Here is a 23,100-nt window from a genome sequence, read left to right on the forward strand (position 1 = left end):
ATATATGCAAATTATCACTTTAATGTGATTTCTGCAAGTTATCACTCAAGAGTGATACTCATGAACTGGCGGTAGGACCTCGCCCTGTGACAACCAAGTGGATCACTTCACGATGCGCAATCTGGTCGCCTCTTGAGGCGCTTCAAATTGGACGTTGGCCAACTCCAAGATATACGCCTCAATGCGCTGCGCGAAGGGCCGCAACGCATCGATACTGCGCGGTCGATAACCCTCTGCCGTCGCACTGGGCTTGTGCCCCATGATCTGTGCAATCGCACCGGCAGGCGCGCCTGCAGCTTCCCCCAGCAACGAAAAAGAGCGACGCAAGCCGTGGAATGTCAAATGACCAATTCCCGCACTGCGTAGCGCCAAGGCATGGCTTGCGCGAGCGTCTGTAATCCGCCCCGCTTTACCGGTACTGGCAAACACATAGGTACCGACACGCGGTAAACGCATGAGTAGTTGCGCCAAATACGGGGTCAGCGGAATAACGCGGACCTCATCCACCTTGTCGGCCAAGGTCAACTTGCTCCAGCGGAAATCCACCTGCTGCCACGTCAAAGCTGCCACTTCTTCGCGGCGTGCCCCTGTCAGGAGCAAAGTTCTTAAATAAGCGCTGGCGGTTTGGTTGGACAACTGCTCGACCCCACTCCACCAGCTTTGCACCTGCACTGCCTCCAAAGCATCGGTCCGCCGAACACTAGCAGGCAAGCTTTCCACAATCGCAGGGGCTTTGCCGGCATCACGGTCCACCAGCGCTCGATATTTGGGCTGAGCAGCACACCAGCGTAGAAAGCCACGAAACATCATCAAGGCACGTGCAGCTTGGTGCTTACCTGTGATTGCTTCCCGGTCAAACCACACCTTCAGCGCATCTTCTGTCACACCAGACAGGGGCAATGCCAGAAGAGGAAAAAGTGGGCCGGGGCGCGTCAGTCCAGTACCGCGCTTTTTTGGCTCCCCACCGGGGAGCGCCATTGCATGAAGGTCTGCCAAGTAGCGCGGCTTCCAAGCATCCCGGCGCTTTGGTCTACCGTTCTCCAAATACAACGGCCAGATATCTCCTACTGTCAGAGCTTTGGCTTTGGCCTGCTGTCGCTGGGCGTCCTGCTCTGCCCTTTGCTGACGCTCCAGCTCGCGTGGGTCTTGGCCTTGGTCAACTGTCAATGCCAATTTCCGCGCCTCAGTGCGCGCTTGCTCGATGCTCCATACAGCTGGGGGGCCGATAGTCTTACTCAAGAAGCTGCCCTCTTTGGTTTTACGCTGAAAAACAAAAGCCTTTGCACCTTTATCAGTAGCACGAACCGCTAGGCCAGGCACTTCACTGTCACGTAAAAACACTTTCGCCTTACCTTCAGGGCAGCTCAGCCGCTCGATCAGCCCAGCGGTAAGTGCGTGGCGCTGACTCAGGTCTATAGGCGCATCTTTCTTGGGTCGGGCCATAGTCACCAATCTTTCTCATACAGTAAACAAAGGGGGTGCCTGCACTCATGCATCCCTCATGCATACCAATTCACTATATTTTGGCGAACTCCAATCAACACAACAACTGTATTTAAGCACAGATCAATTTCAATAAGTCATTGATTTATATAAAAATATCAACACAAACAAACACAACCAAACGATCAATCCCCGTCATTCGTAATGAGAAGGTCGCGTGTTCGATTCATGTCTCCGGCACCATTGAAATAAGGAAACCCCGCTATGTTCTGCATAGCGGGGTTTTGTTTTTTGCGGGGGTACAAAAGTGAGTGAGGTGCTTCACAGACGATTGGTGCTGACCTGCGTCAGTACCCCAGTCCAAACAGCGCAACAAGACTAGGTGCGTACCACCGTTGGGCAAGCCCAGCACCACCTTCATTCCGCCGCATTTGCCTATCGAATGCACCTCGCACGTGGAGCTTGCTCTGACAGTGCCGCTAATGCGCAGCACGCTGACCTCCCTGGTCAAGACCGAACGGCCCAGGCCAATACTGCGACAACATCTTGTACGGGGTACACCGGCTTATGGCCCACCCACGCCAGAAGCCAGTGAGCCACTGCTTGCCGGGTCGTTGAATTGTCCTGCTGGGGTTGGCCAATGCCAGCCTCCAGCCCCAGCGTGCTCGAACGTTCGAAGCCTGCTCCCTCCCATGCAACCGCAGTGCATTGAGACCCGTTAACACGACCCTTGATATGTCGTTGTTTTGCCATGTCGTCAGCTGGTACTGCCTGCGGCTTCACGCCTCGTCTCAGACGCAAATCTTCGATTTGCTGGGCGGCGTTAGAGGCTCTTGCTGCTCGCACTCAATCCGCTGAAATGCCGGCGGTCTTGATCAATTGGGTCCAGCGCTCCGTCTCTTGCTTGAGGTGGGTGCGCAGCACCTGCGGGGTGGTGCCCATCGGCTCGGCACCAATCGCATCCAGACGCTTTTTCACCTCCGGATCACGCATGGATTCATTGAGGGCCAGACTCAACTTTTCCACAACCGCCGCTGGCGTGCCTGCGGGCATAAAAGTCGCAAACCATGGCGAGACCTCATAGCCGGGGACCCCGGCCTCCGCCACGGTCGGCACATCGGGTAACGATGCCGAGCGCTGCTTGGTTGTCACGGCCAGGGCGCGCAGCTTGCCGGCCTGGATATGCGGGCGTGCCGATGTGATGCTGTCGAACATAAAGTCCACCTGACCACCCAGCAGGTCCGTGACCGCAGGGCCGCTGCCACGATAAGGGACATGCAACATCTGTACGCCGGTCAATGCCGTGAAGTTTGCACCGGCCAAATGGATGGAAGTCCCGTTCCCCGCAGAAGCATACGTAAACTTATTCGGCGACTTTTTGGCCTGCTCGATCACGTCCTTCACGCTCTGAATGTTCTTTTGGCTGGCGTGGGTCACCAAGACGTTGGGCACCACAGCCAGCAAGCTGACGGGTTCAAAGTCCTTGATCGGGTCATAGCTCAGTTTGCTGTACAGCGCACCATTGGTCGCCATGCCGATGGAGGTGATCATCAGCGTGTAGCCATCCGCAGGCTGTTTGGCCACGAAATCCGAGCCGATGTTGCCGCCTGCACCCGCCTTGTTTTCAATCACAAACGGCTGCCCCAGCTTGCGGCCAGCCACCTCACCCAGGGTGCGTGCAATCGCGTCCATGGCGCCTCCTGGTGGAAATGGCACCACCCATTTGATCGGTTTGTTGGGCCATTGCGCGGGATCGGTTTGCGCCAGCACGGGTGCAGCAAATGCCGCGAGCAAAGCCGTGGACACGGTGTATTTGAACAATTGAGGCTTCATGCTTGTCTCCGGGATAGATGTTTGTTGTTGTGTGTGCGTGCGTGCGTGACAGCGCAGGCTCAGCGGATCGAGGAAAGATGTTTGGCCAGCGGGGTGACCGTGATCTTCATGTAGGGAAACAAGGGCAGCTGGCTCAGGGCCTCGTGCAGCGCATCGTTGCTCTCTACGTCGAACACGCTGAAGTTGGCGTATTCACCCACTACGCGCCACAGGTGCAGCCATCGACCCTCTTGCTGCAGCCGCTGCGCATAGGCTTTCTCCTCCGCTTTGATGCGCGCAGCCTCTTCGGCAGGCATGGTGGAAGGGATCTCAACAATCATGTGAACCAGATACAGCATGTGATGTCCTTGGGAGAGAAATTGCGGGATGGGTTGGTTGGAATACCCGGAGCGGGGTCACTAGCTGCTGTCAGCGCACAGCACCCGGTGTGACTGCTGCGGGCAAGTCGTCTCAAGCGTGGCCGATGAAGCTCTGCACCGTTTGGGCAAAGTCATTCGGCGCTTCCAGATTCGACAGATGGGAGGCGGGCAGCACCGCCAGTTGCGCACGTGCAATCCCCGCTTGCATGGCCTGGGCATCGGCCACCGTGGTGACAGGATCAAACGCTCCTGCCAGCAACAGCGTGGGCGTTGTGATCAAGCCCACGTCGGCACGCAGATCGGAAGTGGCCAGGGCTTCACAGCAGGCGGCATAGCCGTCGGGGCTGATCTGTGCCAATCCCTCCTGTACGCGTTGCACCACGTCAGGCCGGTCTTGAATAAAACCTTCAGTAAACCAGCGCCCAGGGGCAGAGTCGGCAAGGCTGCGCATGCCGGCAGCTCCGCCTGCGCGCACCATCGCGGCACGCTCCTGCCAAGCGGGCTGCGTACCAATCCGTGCCGCGCTGTTGCACACCACCAGCGCACTCAGCCGTGCAGCAGCATGTATGCCCAGCCACAGCCCCGTGTGGCCACCCATGGAAATGCCACAAAATGCGGCCTGCTCCACGTCCAGCGCATCCAGCAGGGCCAGTACATCCTGCCCCAAATCATCAAAACGGTAGGGACCCGGTGTGACTGGACTGCCACCATGCCCGCGTGTGTCATAACGGATCACACGGCAGTGCTTGGCAAACTCCGCCACCTGCGGTGTCCACATCTCCAGCGTGGTGCCCAAAGAGTTGCTCAAAATGAGTGCTGGAGCGGTGACATCACCGTCCACCGCGACCCGGAAATTGCCGCGCGATGTCGGCAGCTGAAAAGGAGCATGGCCCATCAATGTTTCCTTTCATGCGGCAGGCGCTCCATCGCATCACACGGCCAAGCCGTGTGGTGCACGATGCAACGCTGTACCGGATCAAGCCATCAGGCCGCCAAGCGTGGACGATCCACCATCTGGTTGTCCACGCCATTCACCAGTGCACTGAGCTGGATGTCGAACACAATCTCAGCAAACGGCGCGCTCAGGCCCTCTGCCTGGATGCTGGCTGCATCGGTGCGCTCCACCACCGCAGGCACCAGGCCTTCGCGGGTGGCATAGGCGAAGTCATCGAACACCAGCGGATCACCATCGATGTTGATCTGCGTGGTCAGCTTGCGGTGACCGGGCGCCGACACGAAGAAATGGATGTGCGCAGGTCGGTTGCCATGGCGCCCCAGCTGATTGAGCAAGGCCTGTGTGGGACCATCGGGTGGACAGCCATAGCCCACGGGCACGATGCTCTGGAACTTGTACCGTCCCTGGCCATCCGCAATGATGGTGCGACGCATGTTGAAAGGACGCTGCTCACCGGTCGGGTCGAAGTGGGAGTAAAAGCCCTTGGTGTTGGCATGCCAGACTTCAACCTGCGCGTCCGGCAGGGGCTGGCCATTGGCGCCACGCACGGTGCCGTGCATGATCAGCGTGTGACCCTCCTTGTCGCTGCCATCATCCAGCCGTGCAAAGCCTTGCTCCACGGGGGCGCCAGCCACATACAGCGGGCCCTCGATCGTGCGGGGTGTGCCGTTCTGGATGCCCAGCGCAGCATCTTCAGCGTCCATGCGCATATCAAAGTAGCGGTCAAAACCCAGACCCGGGGATAGCAGCCCAGCTTCGCCACGCGCACCCAACTGGTTCAGATAGGCCACGCCAGCCCAGTATTCGTCGGGAGTGATGTTCAGGTCTTCAATCGCCTTGTACAGGTCCGACAGGATGCGGTGAATGATCTGCTTGGTGCGGGGATTTCCGCCTGGCTGATTGAGGCCACTGGCCAGACGCAGAAAGTCCTGCACTTCGGCGGTGTCGAAGAGTTGAATAGACATACGGGTCTCCTTGGTCATCGTAGGAACGGATAGAACAGACGCGGCTTCAGTGCGCCGCCACTGCGGCACTGCGCTTTTTGTCACGGCGGAAGAACTGCACGCGGTCTTCATCCAGCGCAATCCCCAGACCCGGAGCCGTTGGCACAGCCAGTTGGAAGTCCTGGTATTGCAGCGGCTGTGCCAAGATTTCTTCGGTTAACAGCAAGGGACCAAACAACTCGGTGCCCCACTGCAGATCTCGGAAGGTGGCAAACACATGGGCCGAAGCCACCGTGCCCACCGCCCCCTCCAGCATGGTGCCGCCGTACAGCGCAATGCCTGCAGCATCGGCAATCGCGGCCACCTGTTGTGCAGCGCGCAGCCCACCCGACTGCTCAATCTTCACAGCGAACACATCGGCACCCGCTACGCGGGCCAGGGCGAAGGCTGAAGCCGGGCCGGTCAGCGACTCATCGGCCATGATGGCAATCGGGTAACGCCCCTTCAGACGTGCCAGCGCTTCGGCGGTGGCCACGGGTTGCTCAGCCAGCTCACAGCCGGCATCGGCCAATGCCGCCAGGCCATGCTGGGCCTGCAGTTCACTCCATGCCATATTCACATCGACCCGCACGGCTGCGCGATCACCCAGGGCCTTCTTGATGGCCGCCACATGGGCCACGTCGTCGGCCACAGCACGGCGGCCAATCTTGAGTTTGAAGATGTTGTGGCGACGCTGCGCCAGCATGCGCTCGGCCTCGTCGATGTCCTTGGCGGTATCCCCTGAGGCCAGCGTCCAGGCCACGGGCAGGCTCTCACGCACACGCCCACCGAGCAACTGGGACACAGGCAGGCCGGTGCGCTGCCCCAGCGCGTCAAACAACGCTGTTTCCACCGCGCACTTGGCAAACCGGTTGTCGCGGATGGCCTTGTCGAGCTTGGCCATGATGGCGGGCACATGGCTGGCATCCGCCCCCACCAGCAAAGGTGCGAAATAGGTGTCGATGGCCAGCTTCATCCCCTCGGGCGACTCTGCCCCATAGGCCAGCCCACCAATGGTCGTGCCCTCGCCCACGCCCACGGTACCGTCTGAGCAATACAGACGCACCAGCATCAGCGTCTGGCCGTTCATCGTGGCCATGGACAGCTGGTGGGGACGAATGGTGGGCAAGTCCACCAAAAAGGTTTCTACCCGCTCAATGGCCACAGGGGCCACCGACAATTGAAGGCGTTGTGTGTGTTCCATGGCAGCCATTGAACAACGCAGTCCCCTGACACATCCAACACCAAATTCGTCTTGTTAAATACCTTCTAGGTATAGTCTCTAGCTAAGTCACTAAGAATTAACTAATTCGGCGCCATCAATTCCATTAATTAGTGGTTTACCCTATGGATATCAGGCAGCTCAAATACTTCATCGCTGTTGCCAACACCCGCAACTTCACGCGGGCATCCGAGCAACTGCACATTGCTCAGCCACCACTGAGTCGCCAGATCCAGTTGCTGGAGCAGGAGTTGGGGGTGCAGCTGCTGCTGCGCAACAGCCGCCCCCTGCGATTGACCGAAGCCGGGCGCGTGTTTTATGAGCAAGCACTGCAAATCACGAACCGGCTGGACCAACTCAAAAGCACCACCCAGCAAATCGGGCTGAACCAGCGACAAACCCTGTCCATCGGCTTTGTGGCGTCCACCCTCTACGGCGGCCTGCCCGCCCTGGTGCGCAAGCTGCGCCAGCACTACCCGGACTTGGACATCCAGCTGGTGGAGCTGACCTCCATGCAGCAAATCGCAGCCCTGAAATCTGGCCGTATCGACATCGGTTTCGGCCGTATCCGCAGCAACGATGCCGCGGTCACACGCATCGTCCTGCGCGAAGAGCGGCTGGTACTGGCCCTGCCGCCCAGTTCCCCGTTGGCTGCCGAAGCCTGCCAGCTCAGCCTGAAGGCTGTCCATGGGCAAAAACTCATCGTCTATCCCAAGGAACCACGTCCCAGCTTCGCGGACCACATCCTCAGCCTGCTGCGCGACCAATCGATACGCCCCTCAGAGATCCACGAGGTGCGCGAGATTCAAACCGCACTGGGTCTGGTGGCCGCAGAGTCCGGGCTGTGCCTCATCCCAGCCTCGGCACGGCTGCGCAGCGACCTGCATTACCGTCTGATCGAAGATCAGCGCGCGACATCTCCCATCATCTTGACCCATCGCATCAACGATAACGCCTGGTTCATCGATGCCATCAAGCGCCTAGCCACCGATGTGTATGCAGAACACCCGAGCTGGCTAGGCACGGAGCACAACCCACCCCACGGGAGTGATCCGGTTTGATGCCTGGCTGCATTGCGCTTGTCTGTTGTGAGCGCTGTGGGCTGCGCCCTTGATGAGCTGGATGTGATTGCTAGAAATTGAGCGAGGGGCACAGCGCGACCTTGAGGGCCCAAACTCCAGGTGAAATTCTGAATGAATGCGTTGGATTGATTGGTGGAATCCCCAACCCAAAGCGGCCTCCCCATGCTGCTTGCCCCCTGCGGAATGCGCAGGCACTTGTGCGCGCACCTTCTGCACCTTCTCCTTGTGATCCGCTTGTCGCAATCGCTTGTGTTCCACCACCAAGAGTCCCTGGAAGCGGCTGGAGGCCTCTGAATGGGTGACGCTGTTCAAAAGTACCGTACGAGCACCCGGCAATTCGCCGATATCGCGCAGCAGGTACTGCGCCCACACCATGGTGGCGCTGAACAGGTAAAACGTGTCTATGGCCGGATTCAATTCCAAAATTTGCGATCTGCAACAAAGTTATAGGAAGCGCCACCTGGTCACACGCTGATGTTTGGCGACATTCATTGCTACTAAAAATTAAGTACTGACCGTACGGAGGGCGCTGCCGCTGTTGCCTTGCCTGTTGAAGCGCTGACCGAGCAGACGCTCGACAAGATTTCCTGCAGTCTGGGCCATTCGCGCACGCTGCTGCGCAGGACACAACACGCACCGGATGGTTTTTGGGCAATCGCCGTATACTGTATGTATGTACAGCAACCGTCTTTTATCCGGCCTCCCGGTGCCTGCCACCGCCTCGTCCATGGCGCTGCCACTGGCCGACTGCCCGGTGCGTGCCGGCTTCCCCTCGCCTGCGGAGGACTTCCGGGGGGAGCGTCTGGACATTGCCAGCCTGCTGATCGAGCACCCGCACGCCACCTACCTGCTGCGGGTGGCGGGACCTTCGATGCGAGAGTACGGCATCGACGATGGAGACCTGATCGTGGTGGACCGCGCCATCCAGGCACGCCATGCGCACATCGTGGTGGCGATGGTGGAGGGAGAGTTCACGGTCAAGCTGCTGCACTGTGCGGGGGGCGCTGTACGCCTCCAGGCGGGCAACCCCGCCTATCCGGACATCACCCCCCAGGATAACGAGACACTGGAGATCTGGGGCGTGGTGACTTCCTGCATCAAACGTTTTGCCCGCTAGCCATGCAGCTGCCCGCACGCCGCCATCCGCAGTTCGACCCGGCCAGCCTGTATGCCTACCCGGAGCACCTGCGCGCGAACCTGCAAGACCTGCCGGCAGCCCCGGGGGTTTACATCTTTCATGCGCAAGGGGACAGCCTGCCGCTGTACATCGGCAAGAGTGTGAACCTGCGCTCGCGCGTGCTGGCCCACCTGCGCAACCCGGACGAGGCACGCATGCTGCGCCAGGCCACGCACATCAGCCACATTCGCACGGCGGGAGAGATTGGCGCCCTGCTGCTGGAGGCCCAACTGATCAAACAGCAGCAGCCGCTGTACAACCAGAAGCTGCGCCGCAACCGCCAGCTGTGCGCACTGCAGCTGCGTGACGGCCGGCCCGAGGTGGCCCATGCCCGGGACATGGACTTTGCCAGCACTCCGGGCCTGTACGGCCTGTACAGCAGCCGCACGGCGGCCTTGCAGGCGCTGCACGGACTGGCCGATGCACATGCCCTGTGCCTGGGTGCGCTGGGGCTGGAAAAGCTGCCACCGGGCCGGGCGTGCTTTAGGGCCATGCTCCAGCGCTGTCAGGGCGTGTGCTGTGGCCGTGAGACTCCGGCCGAGCATGCCCAGCGCCTGCTGGCGGCACTGGAAAGCCTGCAGATTGCCACCTGGCCCTACCCGGGGCCGATCGCCCTGCAGGAGCGCTGCGATGACCTGCAGCAGTTGCACGTGGTGCACCACTGGTGCTACCTGGGCAGCGCCACCAGCCTGCCCCAGGCGCGCAAGCTGGCCAAGGTGGCTGCCGGCTTTGACGCGGATGGCTACAAGATCCTGTGCCGCCCCATCTTGACGGGGCAATTGCCCATCGTGCAGCTGTAGGCACCGCCATGTTTGCCCTGATCGATGGCAACAACTTCTATGTGTCCTGTGAACGGGCCTTCCAGCCGGCGCTGCGCGGCCAGCCCGTGGTGGTGCTGAGCAACAACGATGGCTGCGCCATCTCCCGCTCGGACGAAGCCAAGGCCCTGGGCATCCAGATGGCCCAGCCGTATTACCAGTTCCGGGAGCTGGAGCGCACCTCCGGCTTGATCTGCCTGTCGGCCAACTTCGAGCTGTACGGCGACATGAGCGCCCGCATGATGGCGATTGCCGCAGGCCTGGGGCCGCTGCAGGAGATCTATTCCATTGATGAAAGCTTTATCGGCGACCTGGAAGGCATCCCCGAGCTGACACGCCGGGCGCGGGCCATCCGCAGCCGCATCTGGCGCTGGACCAGCATCCCAACCTGCATCGGGCTGGGCCCCACCAAGACGCTGGCCAAGCTGTGCAACCACATCGCCAAGGATGCCGAACGCCAACCCGGCCACCAGTCGGCAGAGCTGCAAGGGGTGTGCAACTGGGCCGAGCTGACCACCGCCCAGCGCCAGGAACTGCTGCAACGCACCCCGGCCGGCGGTGTGTGGGGCATTGGCCGCCGCATGGCGGCCAGGCTGGCAGAGCACGGTCTCTGCACGGCCCTGGACGTGGCCAGGATGCCTGCCCCCCAGGCCCGCCAGGAATGGGGCGTGGTGCTGGAGCGCACGGTGCGGGAGCTGCAGGGCATCAGCTGCATCAGCCTGGAACATGCCCCGACCCCCAAGCAGCAGATCGCCTGCACCCGCAGCTTTGGCCAGGCCATCCGCAGCTTGCCACCCTTGGTCGAAGCGGTGAGCGAATTTGCCACCCGGGCCGCAGAGAAGTTGCGCCACAGCCAGCAGCTGGCCGGGGCGGTGCTGGTGTTTGCGCACAGCTCTCCCTTCCGCGCGGGGCCGCGGTTCAATCGGTCCATCACCCTGCCGCTGCCATGCCCCACTGCCGACACCCGAACGCTGCTCCGTGCCGCCGTGGGTGGGCTGCGCCAGATCTACCAGCCAGGGTTTGAGCTGGCCAAGGCCGGCGTGATGCTGCTGGACCTGTGCCCTGCCAACACCCAGCAGCAAGCCGAGCTGCTGTTTGAAGCCCCCCGCACCTGCCGAGACCCAGGCAAGCTGATGGAAGCGATGGATCGCATCAATGCCCGCTATGGCCAAGCCACGCTGCACATTGGCAGCACTGGCCACACGCAGACCGATGCGGCTGGATGGCGCATGAAGCAGGAGCACCGCACGCCCCGCTACACCACAAGGCTGGACGAAATACCGGTTGCGCGGGCCAACACCTGCGCGTGAAAGCATCCCGAACAGGACAGTGGGTCACACAGCTTGAGACTGCGGTGATTCAGCTTGGGGCCCGCTTGGAACGCATGGCCCAGCAGGCATGCCACGCAGCGCCGCCAGGTACTGCAGCAGTCACTGCGCTTTGCGCACGATCGCTATGAGGCCGGCCATGCCAGCGATCTGGAAGAGCTGGACGCCCTGCGCAACCTGTACGCGGCCGAGCTGGAAGTGGTGCGCCTGCACCAGGCCGCGCTGGACAACCGCGTGCAGCTGTACAAGGCCCTGGGGGGTGGCTGGCAGCCTGCAGACGCCAAGCCCTCACCAAAACCATAGCTATTAGCGCAGTCTGCAAGCGGTCTGGAGTCACTTTGGGATACATATGCCAGGATTAAACCTGCGCACGGGCGGCAGGCCCTGGCCCCGCAGCGGCAGTGGTTTCAGGGCTGCGAGCGCCGCAACTGCAAGGCCAGCGCCAGGGTCAGCAGCAGCGCCGCCACAAACACCCCGGCCACCAGCCACCAGTCGGGCGCATGCAGCGGCTGCAGGTGCAGCAGCCGGCTGAGGGCCGGCACCTGCATGCTGGCTACCAGCGACGCCAGCGTGCCCCCCACCAGCCACCGCGCCGCAGCACGGCGCAGCTGGGTCAGGCCTGTGGTGATGCCAGCGCTGGCGACCAACAGCACCGCCAGCGCCATGGCGCGGGCATGTTCCACGTTCTGGTCCGCGCCCAGCGCGTACAGGTAGCTCCACACCACGGCCACGCTCGCCAGGCCGCCGACCAGCGCCATGCCCAGCCAGGCTTCGGGGGCAAAGAAACGGGCCGTGCGCTGGCGCCGCACCGGCGCCAGTGGGCCGTGCGCGGGCAAATCCTGGAAGGCCATCATGGCCGTCGGGTGGATCACCAGCTCCAGCCAGACGATGTGCAGCGGCAGAAACACCAGCGGCAGCCCCATCAGCGGAATGGCCGCCGCGCCCACCACCAGCGGCAGGTGCACCAGCAGCAGGTAGGCAAAGGCCAGGCGCAGGTTCTGGAACAGCTGCCGACCCTCGGCCACGGCGTCGACGATGGTGCGGAAGTTGTCATCCAGCAGCACCACGGGTGCCACCTCGCGGGCGCTGCGCGTGCCGCGGGCGCCCATCGCCACCCCGATGTCGGCCTGGCGCAGCGCGGGCACGTCGTTGACACCATCGCCGGTGACGGCCACCAGCTCCCCGGCCGCTTGCAGCGCCTGCACCAGGGCCAGCTTCTGCGCCGGCGTGGCACGCGCCACCACGTCCAGCCCCGCGTGACCATGCAGGCGCGTGGCCGGATCGTCCTCGGGCGCCAGCACCAGGGTCTGGGGGTGGGCGCCGCCCAGACCGATCGCGCGGGCAATCGCCGTGGCCGTGGCCGGGTGGTCGCCGGTGACCATGATGACGCGCATGCCCGCCGCCATGCAGTCCGCGATCGCCTCGCGCACGCCGTCGCGCACCGGGTCTTCGAACGCCAGCAGGCCGGCCCACTGGAAGCCGTGGTCGGGCTCCACCGCCATCGCGACGCCAGCGGGCAAGGCCTTCCAGGCACAGCCGATGAGCTTGCGCCCGGACTGCGCGTGCTGGTTCACCAGGTCCAGCCAGTGGCCCCGCTCGCCCTCGGACAGCACACACAGGGAAAGTATGGTTTCAGGAGCACCTTTCACATACGCAGCAAGCGCTCCAGCCTCATTGGACCAAATCGCTGTTTCCCGCCGCCGCGCTTCCGTGAAGGGAAATGCCGCCCGTTGCTCCCCCGGCGCCGCCGGGCCCAGCGCCTGGTGCAGGGCCTGGTCCATGGGATCGCCGCTGTCCGGGCGGGCAGCCCGGCAGGCCACCTCCAGCACCCCGCGCGCGTCCAGGCCCGCTGCCGGCATCTGCTGCGACAGCACCAGCGCCCCTGCGGTGATGGTGCCGGTCTTGTCGGACAGGATGCAGCTGACCCGGCCGATGTTCTCCACCGCCACGGCGCGGCGCACCAGGGCATGCTTCTTGGCCAGACGGAACACCCCGGCCCCCAGGAAGAAGGTGTAGACGACGGGAAACTCCTCGGGGATGGCCGCCACGGCCAGGGTCACGGCGCTGAGCAAGGCATCCATCCAGCCATGGCCCTGCCACAGCCGCACCAGCGCCAGCACCGCGCACACGATGAGGGCCACGCCCAGCAGGATGACCACCAGTTCACGGATGGCTTTTTGCAGGGGCGTGGCCTCGTGGCTGCCCTCGGTGGCGGTGCGCACGATTTCGCCGTAGCGGGTGTCCTGCCCGATCCAGAGCACGCGCAGCCAGGCGGTGCCGGTCAGCAACCGGGTGCCCGCCGTGCCCCAGTGCACCTCGGCCGCCGAGGGCGGTAGCGCCCCGTCGCCCTCCAGCGCGCGCTTGGCCACGGGCAGCGACTCCCCGGTCAAGGTCGATTCGTCCACCTGCAAGCCACTGCCCTGCACCAGCAGGCCATCCGCCGGAAAGTACTCGCCCGGCTGCACCCGCACCAGATCACCGGGCACCAGCGCGCGCGCAGCCATCTTCTGCCACTGTCCATCGCGCAGGCATTCGGCCGAGCTGGCCAGGCGGCTGGTCAGTCCGGCGGAGGACGCCGTGGTCCGCAGGTGCAGGTAGGCATCCATGCCCAGCAAGGGCAGCATGGCCAGCAGCAGCGTCAGCGCCTCGGTCGTCTGGCCCAGCAGACCGAACAGGCCGGCGGTCAGGGCCAGGAACCAGAGCATGGGATCGCTGGCCGTATCGCGCGCAATCCCCCACCAGCTGCGGGTCACCTGGGGCACGATGTCGTTCCAGCCGCAGGCACTGCGCTGTGCCTCGGCCTGCAGCGTGCTCAGGCCCTGCGTCCGGGCATTGACACCCGGCAGGGTGTCCGTGGGGATGCGGCGTTGTGTCATGTGGCCGATTGTTCGCCTTCACCCGCCTTGGTGCAACGCCGGCAGCCATGGAACGCGGCCTGCTGCGTGCGCAGCGGCGCCTGCACAACACCCGCAAACTTGCGTTTACGGGGGCGGGGTTCAAGGCTATTCTGATCGCCGTGTACCGCAGGCCCCGGCGGGACACCACACCACCTCCGACCCCCAGCCACCCTATGGCAGCCAGATGCCGCCACCGGTTCTCGAGGATCTACAGCATGGCGGAAAAAAACCCGGCGCTGCGCACCTGGCCTGTTCGACCCGTCATCGCCGGCATGGTCGTCACGGCCATGTGCTTTGTGGCCACCGTGCTGATCACCCTGAACTGGTTCAGCTCCCGCAGCCTGCTGATCGACTCTGCGGTCCAGACGTCCTACTACGCCGCCCACGCCGCCTCCGAGCACGCCCGCCGCCTGATTGAGCCAGCGTCGGCCACGCTGCGCACCCTGTCCTTCGACCCGCTGGTCACAGCCCCCCGGCAACCCGAACGCCTGGCGCGCATGCGCCTGCTGGCAGCCGAACTGATTGCCAATCCCTTGGTGTCCGCGATTTATGTGGGCTACGCGGATGGCGACTTCCTGCTGATCCGCCCCCTGGAGAACCCCCAGATCCGGCAGCAACTGCAAGCCCCCGAATCCGCCAGCTACCTGGTGCAGGCGGTCACGCGCGCCCCCCAGGAACAGCCCGCCGGGGCCTTCTATTTTTACGATGCGAACCTGGACCTGGTGACCCAGCGCCACCAGGCGGACTACCAGTTCGACCCGCGCGAGCGCAGTTGGTACCAGAAGGCCCAGGACCGCGCCTCCACCGTGCTGTCGGACCCGTATGTGTTCTTCTCGACGCGCCAGGTGGGCATCAGCCTGTCCCTGCTGACGCCCGCCTCGGACGCCGTCGTAGGCCTGGACATTGCCTTACACGACCTGGGCCAGGACCTGGCCGACCTGCGCATCACCCCCGGGACCGAGCTGGCACTGGTCGATGGCAAGGGGGCCGTGATCGCCTACAGCGACATGCCCGCGCTCACCGACCCGGCACAGGGCACTCCGGTGCTGCGCCCGGTGGACACCCTGCCCACCCAGGCGCTGTCCACCCTGCGCAATATCGGCCAGGATGGCGTGCCCGTGTCCTACACCAGCGAAGGCCGGGCATGGCTGGGTGTCATCCTGCCGTTCGATGCACTCAACCGCACAGACATGCGCATGCTGCTCACCGTGCCGGCCGCCGAACTGCTGGGCGGGCTGCAGCACAGCCGCACCCGCATGATCCTGATCGCCGGTGGACTGATCCTGCTGTGCCTGCCCCTGGGCTGGTGGGCCGGCAGCCGCATCGGCCAGGCCCTGGAGCACGTCACAGCCCAGGCCAAGCGCATGTCCGGCTTCGATTTCAGCCGCCCGCCGGCCCAGCCCACGCCGCTGCGCGAGGTGGCCGAGCTCAACCACGTCATGAACCACGTCAGCGCCACCGTGGAAGAATTTTTATCGATCAGCCAAGTCCTGGGCTCCGAGCCCCAGATTGAGGCCATGCTGAACCTGGTGCTGGAAAAGCTGGTGCGCGCCACGCGCTGCCAGGGTGGCGCCATCTATCTGAGCCAGCAGGACCAGGCCACCATGACCCGCTTCGCCGTCGTCGGCGATCTGAACGAGCTGGGGCCCCAGCTGCACTACGTGGATAGGCCCAAACCCGCGACCCTGCAGTCCGGCAAGACAGGCGCGCGCGTGCAGCGCATCGAATTCCAGCTCCAGGGGCGCACCGGCGAGATCGAAGGCATGCTGGTGCTGCTGTACGAGAACGACCAGGAACACGCAAGCCCCGAATTCCACGCCTTCGCCGCCAAGCTGACCGGCATGATGACGGTGGCCATCGAGACGCGCCAACTGATAGAGTCGCAAAAACAGCTGTTCGACGCCGTCATCCGCGTGCTGGCCGATGCCATCGATGCCAAGAGCCCGTACACCGGGGGCCACTGCGAGCGCGTGCCCGAACTGGCCATCATGCTGGCCAACCGCCTGGATGCCGAAACCACCGGCCCCTATGCCGACTTCAGCCTCAGCGACGAAGAGCGCTATGCCTTCTTCCTGGCCGCCTGGCTGCACGACTGCGGCAAGATCACCAGCGCCGAGCACATCGTCGACAAGCCCACCAAGCTGGAGTTGATCTACAACCGCATCCATGAAATCCGCATGCGTTTCGAGGTGCTGTGGCGCGATGCCGACATCGCCCACCTGCAAGCCCTGCTGCAGGGCGAGGATGCCGCGGCCGCCACCGCGCAGCGCGACCAACGGCACACGCAGCTGCAGCAAGACTTCGCTTTCGTGGCCGCCTGCAACATTGGCGGGGAATCCCTGCAGGACGAGGCCATCGCGCGGCTCCAGCAGCTGGGCGCCACCACCTGGTGGCGCCATTTCGACGACAGCCTGGGCCTGTCCACCGACGAATCGGCCCGGCTGCGCCAGCACCGTGGCCCCGCCCCGGAGCTGCCCGTGGCCGAGCCCTTGCTGGCGGACAAGCCGGAACACCGCATCCCCTGGGGCGCACACAAGCCCGCCGTGGAGCGCGGCGACCCCCGCAACACCCTGGGCTTTGACATGCAACTGCCGGCCTACCGGCAGCACCGCGGCGAGCTGCACAACCTCAGCATCCGCCGTGGCACCCTGACCGAGGAAGACCGCTTTGCCATCAACGAGCACATCGTGCACACGCTGGACATGCTCAAGAAGCTGCCCTGGCCGCGCCACCTGGCGCGCGTGCCAGACATTGCCGCCAACCACCACGAACGCATGGACGGCGCCGGCTATCCCCGTCGGCTGCCCGGCAGTGCCATGCAGACCACCGAGCGCATCATGGCCGTGGCCGACATCTTCGAAGCGCTGACCGCCGCCGATCGGCCCTACAAGCCCGCGAAAACCCTCTCGGAGTCTCTGCGCATCATGGCCCTGATGGGCAAGGACGGCCACATCGACACCGAGCTGTTCCTGTACTTCCTGCACAGCAGGGTGTGGCAGGACTATGCCGCGCAATACCTGCTGCCCGCGCAGATCGATGCGGTCGACGTGGCAGCCATCGCCGGCCTGCTGCGATCATGAGTTTATGAAAGAAATTGGGATGCAACGCTTATTCAGCCTGCGCTGACAGCTATCAAATAATTCATGCGTACAGCTTCAGATGCCAAGCCCGCAGCGCCCCGCACGCAAAGCGCCTGCTGCAAGGATGGTTACTGCCAGCGCATGGAAAAAGCCGATACTGGTCCGCGGTGACTGGCAGGGCCCGACACAGCCCGCACACCGTTCACTGAACGCGGCATCGGATCTTGAAGGAGCATTCCATGAGACATGTAGCTTCACTCGCCCTGGTGGCGGCAGTCGCCCTGTCGGCCTGCACGACGGCCCCCGCCAGCAATCCGTCCATGGCCCAGGCCTCACCAGCCACCGTACTGAATGGCAAGCTGGTCGGCCCCAACCAGATGACGCTGTACGTGTTTGACCGCGACGCGGCTGGCAGCGGCAAGAGTGTGTGCAATGGCGGCTGCGCCACCAACTGGCCCCCGCTGATGGCACCGGTCAACGCACAGCCGATTGGCCACTGGAGCGTGGTGACGCGCGATGACGGCGGCAAACAATGGGCCTACCAGGGCAAACCTCTGTATTACTGGGCCAAGGACAGCAAGCCCGGCGACGCCACCGGCGACGGCGTGGGCAACGTTTGGCACACTGCCAAGCCCTGAGGCCCAAGCCCCGCCAAATTGCCCCCCCACGGGAAAGCGATTGGGGGGCCGCCTGCGCGTGAAGGACCTGTGGCGACCGACTTCGCATTTGCCGTATTTGCGCTGCGCATGATTGGCGCTGGATGGCTTGTCGGCCCGTGCTGACAGGCTTGGCGGCTTACATCGTCTGCGACGTGCTGGCCTGTGCTCCAGTCTGTCGCGGTTTTTCGCGAAGCACGGTTTTTTACATCATCGTCGCCCCTGGCATTGGCATGCTGATGAGTGCCTGGAATGCAATCCTATGAAAGCGCTGGCGTGGACTGCCATCGCCAACGGGGAGGTTGCGGAACCCTCCGTGGCCATGGTGCTGTGAATTGGGCAGTCCGCCCACCTGATGGGGGACTGGTCGATCAGCCTGCGCACCGCGTAATCGGTTGTACGGCCACGCTGCCAATGGCGATTTACGTGGCCGCCATGCTGGTGCTGTGAACGCTGCTGGTGGCTGCATCGCACCAAAAGACACCACCCGTAATTGCAGTTCTCGCCGTGCTCAACGGCACGCCACCCAGTTGGGTGAAATACGGCGTGAAAAGCTCTCTGCCTGTACACACAGGAGGGACTTTGCGTTCGCGTTTTCTGCTCAGCCGACACCCATCAGGTTGCTGCACATTCTTTGATGGCATACGTCACCTGCTCTGCCGACTGCGGGCGTCCAAAAAGATAACCTTGAAAACTGTTGCAACCCAAGCCTATCAACATTTTGAACTGACTTGGAGTTTCCACCCCCTCTACGGTGGCCTCCATACCCATCACCTCAGATATTTCCAGAATTTTTCTTAAAAGACCGATGGAAGATTCTGAATTTTCGACCTCTTTTAAAAATTGCCTGTCAATTTTCAACTTATGAACTGGCAGAACACTCAAAATACCCAAGGATGAAAACCCCGATCCAAAATCATCCAATGCCCAGCGTATACCGAATTCTCTCAGAGCTTGTATCTTCTTTCTAGCTTCAACCAAGCTGAGGCACAGCGCAGATTCCGTCAACTCGAGTTCAATATTCTGCGGCTCGACACCTGCATCCAGAATCACCTGTTTCACTGCCGCTACAAAATCATCGTCATCCAGCTGAATGGGGCTGACATTCACGGCAATAAATTTATCTTTCAACACAGGGTCTGTGGCCCATCGCTGCAGCAGCTGGCACGATTGGCGCAAGACCTCCATCCCAATCTCTCTGATCAAGAAGTTCTCTTCCGCCAACGGAATGAATTTATCCGGAGACAAAAGGCCTCGCTCCGGATGCTGCCAGCGCACCAAAGCCTCGACCCCTAGAATCTTTTGTTGGCCGTCCACCTGAGGCTGGTACTGAACAACGATTTCACCCTTGCCCACGGCTTGGGCCAAATCAAGGCCCAATGAGGCCTTTTCATGCATATCATTTCTGTATATTTTGATGATGCATGAAAGCAGCAATACAGAAAATATATAGTTGGTGTATGCGCCGATCAGCCTGATGCTTTCTGGCGGCGACTTCTCCAGATGCACGGAATCCAGCATGCCAATACCGAAGGCCGCGAAAAGAAAAAGACAAATTTTGGGGAATACCATGCCCATGTATTTGTCATTTTGATTAAATATAAAAATAACACCCATGGCCAACGGCAGAAAAAATACATGTGCCGATCTTGGAATATGTGCCAAGGGCGTGTCAAAGAAAGAGATGGCAGCGACAATTAAAAGCAGAGAATGGGCAATGATTAAGAACAAAAAATAATTAAATTTTTTGGAGGCAAAAAATGATACAACCCCAACACAAAATAATCCAAAAAATATTATTGAAAAATCCAGTCTTGCATACATCAAATAGCAAACAGCCCAAATGACACCCAATACAGTGCAAACATAGCTGGTTAACGAGAGCAATTTTCTTATTTTTATGATGCGATCGCTGTGAGGGAATTTTTTATCCACCCACTCGATTTCCCGGCGTGATGCTCCTATGTTTTTATCAGAATTAATTTTTCTCCACTGCATGGTGCGTAGGCAAGTTTCATGTATTGAAACTTTGCCATGTTATATTACAAATTGTTTCAATAGAATTAATTTATAACTATTGTTAATTATTAATTGATAGGATGCACTCGGCGTGTCAAAGGCAGAGACATCATCAAAGCTTCTTGATCAAACGCTATTAATTTAAAGATCCAAGATGGATGCCGAGCAGCTTTACCCTGCGCCCAAACACTGGCTTTTAGGGTGTTTAAGTGCTGGACTGCGCTATGCTGCAATTCGCCCGGCCGCTTTGGTTTCTATAGCTTTTAGCGACCACCCTGCTTGTGCTAGAGCCCATTTTGATGCTTGGTCGCTGCGCCAGGCGATGGCAGGGACTGCACACAGGCTTGTCGCCTGCTGGGCAGAAGCAGGATCACACGGCTGATCGCCCGACAAGACAGCACCCAAGCGCAACCGCCAGCCGATTGGTACGCTGCGCTACAACGCACTTGCGTGTCATTCCAGCGGCGATGTGGAGTTCACACACCCCGCACGGGCTGGCCCTGCGTATGGGTCCATGCCGCTCAGTGCTGCACAGCAGTGCGGTGTTGAGGCTCCCACTGCCTGGTGCACATTGAAGTGCACGGCAAATGCAAGAGTGTCTGGCTCAGCCGATTCGAGGCATGCGCAACAGGATCTAGCCTGCCTCCATCTGGGCTAGCAGCCATTCCCGAAAGACCTGCATCGCGATCGTGGGGGGCCGTGATTGCAGCCGCGTGAGCCAATAGGCCCCTTTGTAGAGTTCAAGGGCGAATGGCTGCACCAAGCGCCCCTGGCTCACATCCCGCACGAACAGCTTGACAGGCAGCAGCGCCACACCCGCGCCTTGGGCTGCCGCTTCTGCCAGCGTCAACGATGAGTCGAACACGGCTCCACGCAACACCGGGCATGCCAATCCGGCCGCGGCGAACCAGTCCGACCACTCTTCGGCACGGTAGGTTCGCAGCAACGGAAGTCTCGCGAGGTCTGCGGGGCTGACCAGCCCACGCGCCATACCGGGTGTGCACATCGGCGAAAGGGGGGCTTCCATGATCTGATCTGACTGTGTGCCATGCCACGCCCCATCACCGAAGCGGATGGCGTAATCCAGCCCCTCACCTGCCATGTCGACGCGGTTGTTGTTGGTGAGCAGACGCAGGTCAACAAACGGGTGCTGCGCCTGGAATTCACGCAAGCGCGGCATCAGCCACCCGACGGCAAACGTCCCCACCACACCGACGGTGAGCACTTCGCGTGGCCGGCTATCCGCCAGCTGTTCCAAGGCCCGCTGCAACGATCCAAACGCTTGTGCGACCGCCGGCAGCAGCGCTTGCCCCTCGTCCGTCAGCGCCAATCCACGCGGCAGCCGCCGGAACAAAAGCTTGCCCACATAGGCCTCCAGGTTGCGGATATGTTGGCTCACGGCCGTCTGGGTCACGTGCAGCTCTTGTGCCGCGTGCGTCAGGTTCAGGTGCCGGGCCGAGGCTTCAAAGGCGCGCAAGGCGTTCAGGGGCAGGTGCATGGGATGTTGGAAGACCGGACCTTGCCAGTGGGCCCAGGCTTCAGTCACAAGTTTTTCTAATGGCTTCCCGCAATTATTACCGTTGGTCGCATCCACATCGAAGCCATACCATCGGCATCTTCTTTTAGAAAGGTGGATCGCGATGATGCAAAGAAGACAGTTTTCCTTGGGTTTGGCATGGACCGCCATTGGCTCTCTGGCCGGATGCGCCGCAGGCCCCAGTGCCGCTGCGAAAACCGAGCACCACTGGTCCCAAGCCATGGCGCAAATTGAACAGGACGCGCAAGGCCGCCTGGGTGTGGCAATGCTGGACACAGGCAGTGGCCTGGCACTGGGGTGGAGACAGGACGAGCGGTTTGCCATGTGCAGCACTTTCAAGCTCCCCTTGGCGGCCTGGGTGCTGGCATTGGTCGACCAAGGTCGCGAGCGCTTGGACGCACGCGTGCAGTACTCTGAGGCAGATTTGGTGGAATATTCCCCGGTTAGCGGCCCGAAAGCGGGAGCTGGCGGTGGGCTGACCGTGGGCGAGCTGTGCTCCGCGACAGTGAGCCTGAGCGACAACTCCGCAGCCAACGTGCTGCTTGCACGACATGGGGGCCCCGCCGCACTGACGGCCTGGCTGCGCTCGCAACAGGACTCCATCACACGACTGGATCGCAATGAGCCCTCATTAAACGAAGCCGCCGTGGGCGATGAGCGCGACACCACCACGCCACTTGCCATGCTGCATACGATGCAACGGCTGGTCCTGGGCACTGCACTGTCCCCCTCATCGCGCGCAACGCTCCAGCGCTGGCTGATCGAGACCAGTACCGGGGATCAACGCCTGCGGGCAGGCGCACCAGGCTGGAAGGTGGGCGACAAGACGGGCACCTCTGGCAGCAGTGGCACCGCGAACGACATTGGGGTGCTGTGGCCACCAGCAGGCGGAGCCCCGGTACTGGTGACTTGCTACCTCACACAGTCCACAGCCCGCCCCGAGCAGCGCGATGCCGCCATCGCCCAGGTCGCCCGCGCTGTGTTGACGGCGCGACAGTATCAGGCGCAATAGCGCAGGGCGGCCTGCTGATCGCACCTGGGAGTTGCATGCTTACAAACACCAAGCTTTCAGTCGTCGTGCTTGCTTGGGCTACCGTGTGCAATTCACATGCTTTTGACAACCTGACCAACCTGAGTTCCATGGCCAAAGGCGTCATCGAAACTTTGCAGGCACTGCTAGACGAAATGGAGGGCACCTGCTGCTGCAGCAACCAAGTGCACTCAAAACATGTGAATCAACCCAAAGAATGGATCGCCAATCAGTTGCTAGTAAATGGTGTTTGATAAGGCGCTACAGGCTTTAAAGATGACGTGCTGCCCCAGACGGCAGGCCACCAAGCCTACCGGACTCTTTCGAATGTCTTTGGCATGCCCTTCCAACGAGTGCTTCGCGCGCCCAATCGCTGGGCACGGCAGACAGATAAGCCATCTGACTGCCATACGGCTTCTGGATGGCCTACGGCAGCGCTGCCCTCTTCTGCAGAGCAGCCATAAAGTGACTATAGGCTGGCGCAGGATCTGCCTGGCACGCGCGCATCGCTCCTAGAGCTTCATGAATCACCAGCTTGACATTCAGAAACTCGAGTTAGCAAATCGCGCCCTTCTTAAAGCTGGTGCAGGGCTGGGGTGATTTCAAGCTAATCCAGCGAAACCTGGGCTAGCTCAAACGAGGGAATAAGGCAGCACGACATCCATTACAAGATACGCAAAA

17 protein-coding genes and 1 pseudogene are annotated in these 23,100 nt (G+C 61.6%); 9 read left to right on the forward strand and 9 right to left on the reverse strand.

The window, feature by feature from the left end:
* Positions 1-102 precede the first annotated feature (102 nt).
* The 6 genes from FYM52_RS02355 to FYM52_RS02380 form a co-directional block, all read right to left on the reverse strand.
* Positions 103-1,443, reverse strand: a complete 1,341-nt coding sequence (locus tag FYM52_RS02355) for an integrase family protein (RefSeq protein WP_154162954.1) — start codon at positions 1,441-1,443, stop codon at positions 103-105.
* An 846-nt stretch (positions 1,444-2,289) separates the two neighbouring features.
* Positions 2,290-3,276, reverse strand: coding sequence for a tripartite tricarboxylate transporter substrate binding protein (locus FYM52_RS02360; RefSeq protein ID WP_154162955.1), 987 nt, complete (start codon positions 3,274-3,276; stop codon positions 2,290-2,292).
* Positions 3,277-3,335: 59 nt separating this feature from the next.
* On the reverse strand, positions 3,336-3,614 hold the full coding sequence (catC, locus tag FYM52_RS02365; RefSeq protein WP_154162956.1) for a muconolactone Delta-isomerase: 279 nt from the start codon (positions 3,612-3,614) through the stop codon (positions 3,336-3,338).
* A 112-nt stretch (positions 3,615-3,726) separates the two neighbouring features.
* On the reverse strand, positions 3,727-4,530 hold the full coding sequence (pcaD, locus tag FYM52_RS02370) for a 3-oxoadipate enol-lactonase (RefSeq protein ID WP_154162957.1): 804 nt from the start codon (positions 4,528-4,530) through the stop codon (positions 3,727-3,729).
* Positions 4,531-4,619: 89 nt separating this feature from the next.
* On the reverse strand, positions 4,620-5,555 hold the full coding sequence (gene catA, locus FYM52_RS02375) for a catechol 1,2-dioxygenase (protein ID WP_154162958.1): 936 nt from the start codon (positions 5,553-5,555) through the stop codon (positions 4,620-4,622).
* A 46-nt stretch (positions 5,556-5,601) separates the two neighbouring features.
* Complete coding sequence (locus FYM52_RS02380; protein ID WP_370513786.1) at positions 5,602-6,786, reverse strand: muconate/chloromuconate family cycloisomerase; 1,185 nt, start codon at positions 6,784-6,786, stop codon at positions 5,602-5,604.
* A 134-nt stretch (positions 6,787-6,920) separates the two neighbouring features.
* Between FYM52_RS02380 and FYM52_RS02385 the strand changes: the two genes are divergently transcribed.
* The 5 genes and pseudogenes from FYM52_RS02385 to FYM52_RS02405 form a co-directional block, all read left to right on the forward strand.
* Positions 6,921-7,856, forward strand: a complete 936-nt coding sequence (locus FYM52_RS02385) for a LysR family transcriptional regulator (RefSeq protein WP_154162959.1) — start codon at positions 6,921-6,923, stop codon at positions 7,854-7,856.
* Positions 7,857-8,550: 694 nt separating this feature from the next.
* Complete coding sequence (locus FYM52_RS02390) at positions 8,551-8,994, forward strand: LexA family transcriptional regulator (RefSeq protein WP_154162960.1); 444 nt, start codon at positions 8,551-8,553, stop codon at positions 8,992-8,994.
* A 2-nt stretch (positions 8,995-8,996) separates the two neighbouring features.
* A complete protein-coding gene (gene cho, locus FYM52_RS02395; protein WP_154162961.1) occupies positions 8,997-9,854 on the forward strand; it encodes an excinuclease Cho in 858 nt (285 codons plus the stop codon).
* Positions 9,855-9,862: 8 nt separating this feature from the next.
* Complete coding sequence (locus FYM52_RS02400; protein ID WP_154162962.1) at positions 9,863-11,182, forward strand: Y-family DNA polymerase; 1,320 nt, start codon at positions 9,863-9,865, stop codon at positions 11,180-11,182.
* An 84-nt stretch (positions 11,183-11,266) separates the two neighbouring features.
* Positions 11,267-11,503 (forward strand): annotated as a pseudogene (locus FYM52_RS02405) (hypothetical protein); the annotation flags it as partial.
* Between the two features lie 104 nt (positions 11,504-11,607).
* Here the strand turns inward: FYM52_RS02405 and FYM52_RS02410 are convergent.
* Positions 11,608-14,076: a cation-transporting P-type ATPase gene (locus tag FYM52_RS02410; protein ID WP_154162963.1), complete on the reverse strand. Its 2,469-nt coding sequence runs from the start codon at positions 14,074-14,076 to the stop codon at positions 11,608-11,610.
* A gap of 236 nt (positions 14,077-14,312) precedes the next feature.
* Here FYM52_RS02410 and FYM52_RS02415 point away from each other — a divergent pair, with 236 nt between their 5' ends.
* Together FYM52_RS02415 and FYM52_RS02420 are read left to right on the forward strand one after the other, a co-directional pair.
* On the forward strand, positions 14,313-17,177 hold the full coding sequence (locus FYM52_RS02415) for an HD domain-containing phosphohydrolase (RefSeq protein WP_154162964.1): 2,865 nt from the start codon (positions 14,313-14,315) through the stop codon (positions 17,175-17,177).
* Positions 17,178-17,416: 239 nt separating this feature from the next.
* Positions 17,417-17,815 carry a hypothetical protein gene (locus FYM52_RS02420; RefSeq protein ID WP_154162965.1) on the forward strand — a complete coding sequence of 133 codons (399 nt, stop codon included), beginning with the start codon at positions 17,417-17,419 and terminating at the stop codon, positions 17,813-17,815.
* Between the two features lie 633 nt (positions 17,816-18,448).
* Here the strand turns inward: FYM52_RS02420 and FYM52_RS02425 are convergent.
* Positions 18,449-19,831, reverse strand: coding sequence for a bifunctional diguanylate cyclase/phosphodiesterase (locus tag FYM52_RS02425; RefSeq protein WP_154162966.1), 1,383 nt, complete (start codon positions 19,829-19,831; stop codon positions 18,449-18,451).
* A 655-nt stretch (positions 19,832-20,486) separates the two neighbouring features.
* On the reverse strand, positions 20,487-21,350 hold the full coding sequence (locus FYM52_RS02430) for a LysR family transcriptional regulator (RefSeq protein ID WP_154162967.1): 864 nt from the start codon (positions 21,348-21,350) through the stop codon (positions 20,487-20,489).
* 145 nt (positions 21,351-21,495) lie between these two features.
* Between FYM52_RS02430 and blaCAE the strand changes: the two genes are divergently transcribed.
* Complete coding sequence (gene blaCAE / locus FYM52_RS02435) at positions 21,496-22,401, forward strand: CAE family broad-spectrum class A beta-lactamase (protein WP_154163071.1); 906 nt, start codon at positions 21,496-21,498, stop codon at positions 22,399-22,401.
* A 35-nt stretch (positions 22,402-22,436) separates the two neighbouring features.
* The gene (locus tag FYM52_RS02440) at positions 22,437-22,673 is read left to right on the forward strand and encodes a hypothetical protein (protein ID WP_154162968.1); all 237 of its coding nucleotides are present in this window, start codon (positions 22,437-22,439) and stop codon (positions 22,671-22,673) included.
* The last annotated feature ends 427 nt before the right edge of the window (positions 22,674-23,100 follow it).

Origin of the sequence: Comamonas sp. CAH-2, assembly GCF_009668305.1 — a bacterium.
GTDB lineage: Bacteria > Pseudomonadota > Gammaproteobacteria > Burkholderiales > Burkholderiaceae_C > Comamonas > Comamonas aquatica.